Consider the following 10,098-nt stretch of genomic DNA (forward strand, 5'->3'; position numbering starts at 1 on the left):
TTCTTTTACTTTTCATAATACTGCAATTTACTTAATTATTAATTTTGATTGCAGTCCATTTTGATGGGGTAACTATATAATTCTTGAACACATAATAGCAATATTTTTATTGATAAATAATTAATTTTAATAATCGATCAGGAGTTGTTTAATAGATTGATTTCCCTTTTGATTACATTACAAAGGTAGATGGTTAGATCTCTAATTAGTTTCACCTTTTTGTCATCTGTTTATACGAAATCGTTAAACTCAAGAAATTCTTTTTTTCATATAAAAAGACCAAAGTGATCAACACCTTGGTCTTTATGTGTGTATGACTAATGGTTTACATAAAACAAGCATTTACTAATTAAACTTAGTTTTATATATTACTACATAGTTGTAAACCCACAAATGACCTTATGCTAGAAAAAGATAAATACACTATTGACTCAAAAGGGGCACATCCTCATGAAAACTATCAAAAGTTTGCGGATGAATTAGGAGGAACTTGGGATGGAGAAGAATTGACAATCAAAACTGATTGGTGTGATGTGAAGGGATACTCTTTTGAGTTTTTAGAAAAATTTATTGTTGCCATATTTAAGCTTGATGCAGATCGACCTATCATCTCTCAACACACTGTACTTCCTGATGATCATTATATCACAATTCGTTTAGGACTTGGGGCAACTTATAAAAGGGATGGCACCGTCAAAAAATTTAATAATGCCGGGATACTGATATTAAATTCTAATCAAATTCATGATTTTGAGTTTCCACACGGACAATACAGTGAATGGGTTTCCATCCGTTTTTCTATGAGCTTTTTCCAGCAATTTGTCCGTACTCCAAACTTTAAGCTCAAAGAACTGATCGAAAATGATAGTCCATGGATTAATTACTACTCTATTAATGCTGAAATAGAAAGTAGAGTAAGGGCAATCATTAAAAACGCTGAGAAAAAGAAAAAGCGATATACTTTCTTTTTTACGAAGGCCATAGAAATTGTAGAGCTATTAAGGGAGAAAATTGAAAACGACTCTGAAAAACATAAGAGTAATATTCATCCTGAAGATTTAAAGTTGATGATAGAATTAAGGGATAATCATTTATCTGATTTTACTGAAATTCCTAACCTTACAGAATTGAGTGAAAAATATGGTATGAGTGTTTCTAAGCTAAATCGTGTTTTTAAATCTGTATTTGATAAACCTATTCTTCAATTTTATAATCAGCAAAAAATAGAGGAAGCACATCGACAAATTATTTATACCAATAAAAGTTTGACCGAGATCTCTATGGACTTAAACTTTAGTCATGTGGGACATCTGAGCCAAACCTTTAAAAATCATTTTGGCTATGCTCCTTCTGCTTTAAAAGGGAAGAATATTGATTACTTCAATTAAAGTTTACTTTTCATAAAGCTCAATTGGCAATTCATCCGGATCATCAAAGAAACAAAACTTTTTGCCGGTATGCGGATCAACCATAATCTCTCCTACAGGCACATCATTTTCTTCAAGAAAAGCCTTACTGTCCTCTATGCTGTCTACTTCAAAAGCAATATGTCTTAAACCTCTTGCTTCTGGCCATGACACTCTTGGAGGGTTATTGGGAAATGAGAATAGTTCGATCAAATATTCACCATTAAAAGACAAATCTAATTTCCATGAGTCTCTTTCCTCACGGTACACTTCCTGAAGGATTTCGAAACCCATGATCTCCGTATAAAACTTTTTTGATTTAGGATAATCGGAGCAGATAATGGCGATATGGTGTAATTTATTTAGCTTGAGCATTTTTATTTATATACTTAATAATCTTTTAAAAGCGACACTTTGTCTTTCACTTACCTCTACATCACTTCCACAAGTTAGTGTAAGCTGAAGCTTCCCTTTGAACCAAGTATCAATATCTTTGATATGATTGACGTTGATCAACTGCTGTCTATTCACTCTAAAGAAAAATTTCTTATCTAAACGGCTTTCGATTTGGTTCAATGATTTATGAAGCAAAGGAGACTGATCATTAAAATAAACTTTAGTATAATTTCCCTCCGTCTCAAATAATGATACATCAGACAGTTTTGTTACAAAACATTGGTCTGAATCCTTGATAAAGATACTATTTTCTAAACTTAACTCTTGATGGTCTTCCTCTTCAATTCTAATTTTTTGAATTGCTGTATTTAAACGCTCTTGTGTAATGGGTTTCAGTAAATAATCTATCGTATTATAATCAAACGATTTAATAGCATATTGATCGTAAGCTGTTGTAAAAATGATATTCGGAATCTGGTTGATCGTATTCAAGACCTTAAAACCATCCATATCCGGCAAGTGTATATCTAAAAAAATTAGATCCGGATTCAACGCATTAATCAGTTTAATCGCTTCTTCTCCTGTATCCGCTTCAGCTAATACTTCTATTTCTTTATGCTTTTTAAGTAAATGTTTAAGTTCTAATCTTGCCAAATGAGAGTCTTCTACAATTAAAGTTTTCATATTTAGTTTGTGTTTATCGTGATTTGAGAAGTGACAATATTTTGAGTTTGAAAAATAGAGAAGTTTGCATTTTCATAGAGTTCTACTTTTAGTCTTTGCACTAAGTTTTTCAATCCAATTCCATTATTTAAATCTCCCATCAACTCTCCTACATTTTTCACTTTAATCACAGCTTTACCATCCTCTTCAAAAACATGAACCTCAATCTTGTTTCCTTTTTTTATTTCGCCATGTTTAATGGCATTTTCAAGTAACAACTGAATTGAAAGAGGTGGAATATCTACATTTTCTAAACTTTCATCCACATTTAAAAGAAAATCTACTTTATTCCCAAAGTGCAATTGATTGAGTTGGATATAACTTTTCACTACTTCTAATTCCTCTCCAATACTTACCATCGTTTTATTCTGATAGTTTAAAATATACCTCAATAACTCAGATACATTAACGAGGGAATCTCTTGCTCCTTCTGGATCTAATAAAATTAATGAGCGAATATTATTGATAGCATTAAAGAGAAAATGAGGACTTAATTGATCTTTTAAATTGGAGAGTTCTAATTGCTTTAATTCCAATGATAATTTCAACTTATCCGTCTCTATCTTTTTCTGATTCTCAAAATATTTATAGTTAAAATAAATCAGTGACCAAATAGAGAGGAATAACATCATACTGACCATATAAGGCACAAAGTCAAAAGTTTCATCAAAATCATCTAAACCAAATACAAAAAATAAAAAAGGATCTATCAATGTTTTGACAAAACAAATAGTAACTAATCCCAATACCCCTTTTAATATCGTCCATAAAATAGGACCATTCTGAAGTATAATTTTAGCGTAAATAACCCTGAGAAACAGGCTCAATAAAAAGCCTGTTCCTACGATAATAATGGTATAATAGATTGCTTCAAAATTACCTTTGAAATACTTTGTTTGCAATATTACGTTGATTACATAAAGTACTAACCAACCTATTACATTCGTGATCCAAAACTCCCTTTTTGCATTAAAGAGCTGATTTAGTGCTTTTAAATTCAAATCCATTGTAGTATAAATTACCGTTTTCCAGTACCATTAAATAAGTTCCTGTATTTCTTCCTATTCCAGTCTCAATTGCAGAATAATCATCGACTATATTTAATACATGTGCTGGCATACCATCTTTAGAAAGAGGAGTTAGTTTTACTTTTAGTATACCTTTCTGCTCTTTTAATTCTAAAGTTGCAGAAGAAAAATTGAAGGTGCTTGCATCAGCACATGGGAAAGCATTAATGGCTTCATATTTCCCCAATCTTTTTTTCCAAGAATTGGTAATTTCTTTATAGTCAATTTTCTTTCCAACAAAGAATTCTCTTTGAGAATACCCGCTTACTTTTTTTAATAAGATCTCCTCCTCAACTTTAACAAATTTATAAATGTCTTTTGTTTTTTGTAATGTGATCATATTGAACGCTTTTACTTTCATCGTATACTCTAAAGAATCATTTCTTTTTTCAAAAACGACATCAAATTTGCCTATTTTCAATTTAAATTTCTCAATACAATCGACATCTACTTTGTAAGGACCAAAACCATAACTCCCTATAATTTCTTCTTCTTTAGGTATTGTTGCTAATCTTTTTTGCTTTAAATGTCTCTTCGCTGTTGACAATTTTAGCTTTTGATCTTTTTCATGTTTTAAATAATCAAATAATAATGTTCTGGCATTTACATATCCTTTATCAGTATTTGATAAAACCACTACTCCTACTTTTAGTTCTGGGATGTATTTATAATCTGCATGAAATATGGGCGTATCTCCCCTATGACCATACATTTTCACTTCTTTTTTAGATTCATCTCTGGAGTCAATAGTTACTTCCTGCACCATCAATCCATAGGCATCTCCTGCCCAATCATCCATTAATGTCATTTTAGAAGACCTCTCTTCTTGCATTGTATTGACTGTGGACTCACTTACTATTTTTTCTGAAGCAAACTTTCCCTCATCAATCATCATCATTATGAATTGACTCATATCTAACACACTTGAATTAATTCCACCGATACAAGAAATAACTCCTACCTCTTGCACCTGTTTATCATCAGCATAACCCACAGGAATTGATGTATTGATATTGGTATTCTTCATCCCTAATGGTCTAAAAATTTCTTTGTGGATATATTCTTCATAAGTTACCCCACTCTCACGGTCAATTAATTCTCCTAATAAAGAATACCCGGCATTTGAGTAAGAATTGAAGTAGTTCCTCGGCGAGGCCATTTTTTGTTTATTCAAAGCATCAATAATCCATTTATTACTAGGAAGTGTTGTTGAAAACATTCCATTTAGAATATCATTAGGAAGGCCTGAAGAGTGTGTCAAAATATCTTTGATGTAAATGCTGTTGTCTGAGTCGAAATCTGAAGTAATTGTTAGTTCGGGGATATATTTTTGAATCGGGTCTTCTAAGGATAACTTTTGGTCTTCTTGAAGTTTTAGAAGAGATAGCGCTGTAAAAGATTTTGTAATTGACCCAATTCTATAGATACTTTGGTCACTGGCTTTTATTTCTTTTTCACGATTCGAATAGCCATAACCATTGGAGTAAACTATTTTTCCATTATCTACAATAGCGATGCTCATCCCTACCGCTTTCTTCTTTTCTATCTTAGTATTAAAAATACTATCAATGACACTTTTTGTTTCTTTTTTGACCGTATTAAAAGTTTGAGAAAAACTAGCTTGAGCAATTAACATCAACACTAAAAACATTGTATTCTTTTTCATCTTTTTTATTTGAGTGATTAATGATTACACTACAATGATCTCTTTTTTTGTGATGAATTAATATCATTTTTTGACAAGTGCAGAATACAACTGATGAATGCAGAAAGGACAAAAAAAAGGCACACCCCGAAGAGTATGCCTTAATATTGGACGACTTTGAATAAAGTTATTTTTTCAACATTTCAACCTGATCTTTCAACAGTTGAATAATGTCTTCTTTGTCTTTTAACTGAGATTTTAACTGCTTCACTTGAGCTTTTAATTGAGCAACTTCATCAGAAGCTTCTACTTCAGGCTTCTCTTCCTCAACTTTTTTCTTCTTCTTTTTCTTTTGTTTGATGTCCACTCGGATATTTCGAGTTTCAGGATCATCAGTATTGATTTCATTGACCTCCACATCTACTGTTTTTGAAGCTTCTTGTGCTTCTTCCACTGCTCCTTGTACAGCTTCGAAAACGTTTTTGATCGTTGACTTCACTTTCTCTTTTTGGAGTTCATCCGTCATACGTGGGAAAACAAAATCTCTAAGAATATCCTCAAATGGATTGTCTTTTCTGCTCATAATTGATTTAATTAATTTGACATGTTGATTGACTCAACTTAATTTTTTAGTTCAATAAATAAGTTAACGAATTTAAATGATAAGTGTTTCAAGTGAGCTTATTTTTTAACATTCCTAATTCGCAATTTTATAATCCAGGCTTCCAACCTCATAAACACTTTTTCCGGCTTGCTTCAATTGCAAACTCAATTCCTGTCTTTCTTCTTTAGAATTACTGTAAGAAGTATACAAGAAGGTTCTGAGCGTGACAGGCCCAAACAACGACTGCTTAGAACTTCCATAGTAATTGACCTTAATGATGTATTGTCCTTCTATAGCGTGTTTCAAACGAAATTCTTCAGGTCCATAACCTCTTGTAAAATCATTGGACATTTTTCCACCAATTCTTGTGTCTTTATGAGAATAAAAGCATTTCTCGTTGATAGGGTCAATCACCCATAAATCAATATCAGTATCCAACATATCCCAATCAATCACAATTCTGACATCCAAAGGCATCGCATGAATAAAGCGAGCATCAATTTTTGAGGTATCAATCTGCTTTGGATACTTGGTGATTAGGTTGTTCATTTCATGCAATATGATCAACTCAATATTTCCAAAACGAGCGATGATATCACTACTCCACTCACTTTCGATAATACTATAATATTGATCTACCGCTTTTTGATACTCTCCCTTATCCACATACAATAAGGCCAGGTCTCTATAGTTTTGAGGTTCAAAAGGTCTTAGGTCAATCAGTTTTTTGAAGATATACTCCGCTTCCTCATAGCGTTCAAACTCTTGTAGTTTCCTTCCTAGATTTCTTAATACTTCATGATTTTCTAGATCTATCTCCGCCAGATTACTCAACACCTGAAAAGCCATTTTCTGATCCCCTTCGCTGTAAAAGAAGGAAGCAACATCATAGTAGAAGGATGGTGCATTTTTATATTTCTTTTTCAATTCATAATACTTGGATGGTCTTCTAGTTTTTTCTGTCGACTTTAATGCTTCCAAGTATCTTGCATCTGACTCATAAGGAATCAAAGTAGTTTTTACAGTCTTTTTTGGTTTGCGTTTCCTTTTCACATCGGCAGCTTCATCTGCTGAACCACCCCATGAATCCGACTCTTCCATTTCTTCAGTAACTGTTTCCTCATCAAAATCAACAGCTACTCCCATCATTACTTCTTGCTCATTTGGAACACTCTCTACTGCTTGAGTACGTGCAGTTGTCTGACGCGAATATCCTATCACTACTACTTCCTCTAATTGATCATTATCCTCCTCCATAATAATCCTTATTCTTCTTGAACCTATATTTGTCACATCTAGCTCTTGAGATTGATAACCTATAGAACTGAAAACTAATATTCCATTAAGAGGTACTTCTATACTGAATTTGCCATCAAAATCAGTAACCGTACCATGATCTGTACCTCTTAAAACTACATTTGTACCAGGTAATACCCCGTTTACACCGCTTTCTCTAACAATACCATAAACGACCTTCTTTTCCGTTACATATTCTCTATCAGGAAGAGATTGCTGATTATTTTGCCCCATAGATTTCGGCTTGTTCAACTTTTCTTCCCGAATCACTTCACTCATGTCTTTTGATTCTTCCCACCAAGTAATATCAGCTTGGAATGAGGCATAAATACGATCCTTTCTATCATTGATTTCCTTGGTTTTATTATCATTCTTTTCTTTCAGCTTCGCATAATAATCTTTTAACATAGAAGTAGGAGGAATGATCTCATGCGTTACATAATCTTCTAAGTTATCCAATACTATAAAAGAGGTAAAATCAGTAACAATACCATATTTTAAAGCCAAATTAGTGATCACTTCCTCATTCTGTTTTGACAGTTCACTCAACTCATCAATCTGTTTCTGTGCCCACAATTTTTCTACCATCTCATACTTTTTATCAGAAGACTGAATTGTTACCTGCTCAGAACTCATGATTTTTCCTCCAATTCCATAGTTGATTTTTAATGTCGCCTCCTCAGAATTCAATTTTCCTGCAATCGCAAAATTCTTCTTCACCAAGGCTACTTTACTAGGATATACTTCAGCCACTTCTCCTTTTATTACTTCAATGCCTAAAAAACGAATTGCAGGTTGTTTAATTTTCTGTAAAAGGGCTTTTTGTGACCGAGAAGAAAGATTAAGGTAATCCCCTGAATTCTGATTAGCTAAGGCTGATAAATAAGCCTGATTCACACTACTGCTAGAGGAAATAGTATATAAAGGTTGCTTGAAAATGAAGAGTGTTTCTTGAGCTAAATTAGAAATACCATCAGAAAACAACCATACTTCTTCTGATGTGATATTTTTACTTAAATACGCATCCAACTTACAACCCCCATCGTATTCTAGGCCGTCAATATATCGAAGCAGTTTTGATGTATTCCCATCTTTGATTTGAAACTTTTTAAAAGATGTCACCTCATAATTAAAAGTCTTTACCTCAACACTTACATTTTTATTCCACTTGAAATATTCCTTAATCAATTCCTTCTCTTTCTCAAGATTTCTTCCTTTGTAATGTGCCGAAACATCCCAAAGAAAAGTAATACTACTAGGTTTCTTCTTCTCTCCTAACACTGCTTCAGGTTGACTTTGTACATAAAAAAACTGATCTGCTGAAAACTTTCCTCTTGAGGATTTAGTCTTTTTGGCTTCTCCTTTTTGAGGTAACGTGAAGGATAAGTTGGATTGAACGAAAGTATCTTTTGCTGTGTAATTCGCTATCGTAGATTCATGTACATCTTGGAATTGAATATCCAATGCATTGTCACTACCAACCGCTACATCTGATTTATTGATGATTTCCACATGTACCTCAAATTCTTTCAGAAGGTTCTTATAATACATGGGTAAGTGATAGAGAATGTCTCCTTTATCATTCTTCCTTAATTCTTGATCAAAAGCGACAATACACTTTTTATATTCTTTGGGAAAAATAGGGTAAACTCTTGTCTTGAAGTTATTACCTACAGTTTTCTCTACTATTGCCGGGTCCACATTTTGCCTTACAATGTTCTCAAAAACTTCAGTGGCTTTTTCTTTCTTTACCACCACTCCTTCTCTCCATTCTCCACCAATATCCAATGAAAAAGCGGAGACAGTAGCACCTTGTTCCAAAGGAAAATTAAGTTCTCCTTCCAGCACCCTGCTACCATAATTATAGAAGTGCATTTCCATTTTGGTGGTAGCGATATTATCTACTACTAGAACATCAATATAAAGTTTCTTTAAGGCTACTGAATCACCTTTGCTTTCAGCATTGCCAATAGTGATAATCTGTCCTTTCAGCGTGAAAGAAGTCAATAAAAAGAGGAGTAATAGCTGAACTTTCATGAGAGTAGATTTTGATTGAACATCGTTTCTTACAAGATAACGAGCTAAAGTCAGAGTTCTTGTTGTGGTATGTTAAGCTCCAATCACTACTTCGTTATACTATGTTAATGACATTTAATGTAAATTATATTCTAGTTCAACAAATTAAAATAAATACCCAACACCAAATTTGAAACCATCTTCTACTAATTTATGATGAAATCTGTCTGCAGGCATTTCTAAAAGGGCTCTCATTTTTAAATAAGGGTTGAATAACAAACAAATGCCGTTATTGAGTTGATACTTTATTCCAACTCCTAAATAAGCACCTACACCTGTTTGATTGTCCATTTCATTGTCCCCTGATAGGTCAAAAGAGACTACTGTTCCTGTATTGATAAAAAAGTATCTCAAAAACTTTAATCGAACACCAATTGGAATCTCCAATGTATTAATTCCATGTTTTGTTTGGCTTCGTGATGAAGGTAATCCTGGGAAAGGATAAAAAGGAGGGCTTGAAACTGCCTTATGACTGAAATATTCTACACCTGATTCAAAATCAAAAGTTTTACTTAATTGATATTGATAGTTAATGCCAATACCAAAGTAGCTCTTTCCTCCTTTGTAGCCACCTCCATCATAATTCTCAAATGAGAGTAATTCATTGTTTCCTAGTCCTGAGTAAGAAAGTAGAATACTATGCTTGGCTTCTTCTTGAGAAAAGCAGTTGATCACTGTAATAAATAATATTGCGAAGGTTAAAGTTAGCTTGTTGTACATAGTTGCTTTTTAAGTTGTTTCTAATTTTCAGACAACTCAATAAAAATAATGGGCAAAAAAAATCCTGTTTCTTTTCAGAAACAGGATCTGTACTCCGTACGGGATTCGAACCCGTGCTACCAGGATGAAAACCTGGCGTCCTAACCCCTAGACGAACGGAGCGGG

8 protein-coding genes and 1 tRNA gene are annotated in these 10,098 nt (G+C 33.2%); 1 reads left to right on the forward strand and 8 read right to left on the reverse strand.

All coding sequences use genetic code 11. From position 1 onward, the window contains the following. The first annotated feature begins 401 nt into the window (after positions 1 to 401). A complete protein-coding gene (locus IC221_RS28890; RefSeq protein ID WP_188172259.1) occupies positions 402 to 1,388 on the forward strand; it encodes an AraC family transcriptional regulator in 987 nt (328 codons plus the stop codon). Positions 1,389 to 1,391: 3 nt separating this feature from the next. Here IC221_RS28890 and IC221_RS28895 read toward each other — a convergent pair whose 3' ends face one another. From IC221_RS28895 to IC221_RS28930, 8 genes are all read right to left on the reverse strand, one after another. Continuing rightward, entirely contained in the window at positions 1,392 to 1,781 is a 390-nt protein-coding gene (locus tag IC221_RS28895) for a VOC family protein (protein ID WP_188172260.1), read from the reverse strand. A gap of 6 nt (positions 1,782 to 1,787) precedes the next feature. Next, positions 1,788 to 2,486 carry a LytTR family DNA-binding domain-containing protein gene (locus tag IC221_RS28900; protein WP_188172261.1) on the reverse strand — a complete coding sequence of 233 codons (699 nt, stop codon included), beginning with the start codon at positions 2,484 to 2,486 and terminating at the stop codon, positions 1,788 to 1,790. 2 nt (positions 2,487 to 2,488) lie between these two features. Further along, positions 2,489 to 3,532 (reverse strand): sensor histidine kinase, encoded by a 1,044-nt coding sequence (locus IC221_RS28905; protein WP_188172262.1) that lies wholly within the window; start codon positions 3,530 to 3,532, stop codon positions 2,489 to 2,491. Next, the gene (locus tag IC221_RS28910; protein WP_188172263.1) at positions 3,495 to 5,258 is read right to left on the reverse strand and encodes a serine hydrolase; all 1,764 of its coding nucleotides are present in this window, start codon (positions 5,256 to 5,258) and stop codon (positions 3,495 to 3,497) included. The genes IC221_RS28905 and IC221_RS28910 overlap by 38 nt, the downstream gene beginning before the upstream one ends. Positions 5,259 to 5,424: 166 nt before the next feature. After that, positions 5,425 to 5,820: a hypothetical protein gene (locus IC221_RS28915; protein ID WP_188172264.1), complete on the reverse strand. Its 396-nt coding sequence runs from the start codon at positions 5,818 to 5,820 to the stop codon at positions 5,425 to 5,427. 114 nt (positions 5,821 to 5,934) lie between these two features. Beyond that, on the reverse strand, positions 5,935 to 9,174 hold the full coding sequence (locus tag IC221_RS28920; protein WP_188172265.1) for a VIT domain-containing protein: 3,240 nt from the start codon (positions 9,172 to 9,174) through the stop codon (positions 5,935 to 5,937). Positions 9,175 to 9,318: 144 nt separating this feature from the next. Further along, on the reverse strand, positions 9,319 to 9,933 hold the full coding sequence (locus IC221_RS28925) for an outer membrane beta-barrel protein (protein ID WP_188172266.1): 615 nt from the start codon (positions 9,931 to 9,933) through the stop codon (positions 9,319 to 9,321). A 90-nt stretch (positions 9,934 to 10,023) separates the two neighbouring features. Next, positions 10,024 to 10,095: transfer RNA gene (locus IC221_RS28930), tRNA-Glu, on the reverse strand. Positions 10,096 to 10,098: the final 3 nt, after the last annotated feature.

This window comes from Flammeovirga sp. EKP202, from assembly GCF_014534745.1.
Classification (GTDB): Bacteria; Bacteroidota; Bacteroidia; order Cytophagales; family Flammeovirgaceae; genus Flammeovirga.

Coding starts and splice junctions, on each gene's coding strand:
- IC221_RS28905 (WP_188172262.1), bottom strand. CDS start 3,532: ATGGATTTGAATTTAAAAGCACTAAATCAGCTCTTTAATGCAAAAAGG.
- IC221_RS28900 (WP_188172261.1), bottom strand. CDS start 2,486: ATGAAAACTTTAATTGTAGAAGACTCTCATTTGGCAAGATTAGAACTT.
- IC221_RS28895 (WP_188172260.1), bottom strand. CDS start 1,781: ATGCTCAAGCTAAATAAATTACACCATATCGCCATTATCTGCTCCGAT.
- IC221_RS28890 (WP_188172259.1), top strand. CDS start 402: ATGCTAGAAAAAGATAAATACACTATTGACTCAAAAGGGGCACATCCT.
- IC221_RS28910 (WP_188172263.1), bottom strand. CDS start 5,258: ATGAAAAAGAATACAATGTTTTTAGTGTTGATGTTAATTGCTCAAGCT.
- IC221_RS28915 (WP_188172264.1), bottom strand. CDS start 5,820: ATGAGCAGAAAAGACAATCCATTTGAGGATATTCTTAGAGATTTTGTT.
- IC221_RS28925 (WP_188172266.1), bottom strand. CDS start 9,933: ATGTACAACAAGCTAACTTTAACCTTCGCAATATTATTTATTACAGTG.
- IC221_RS28920 (WP_188172265.1), bottom strand. CDS start 9,174: ATGAAAGTTCAGCTATTACTCCTCTTTTTATTGACTTCTTTCACGCTG.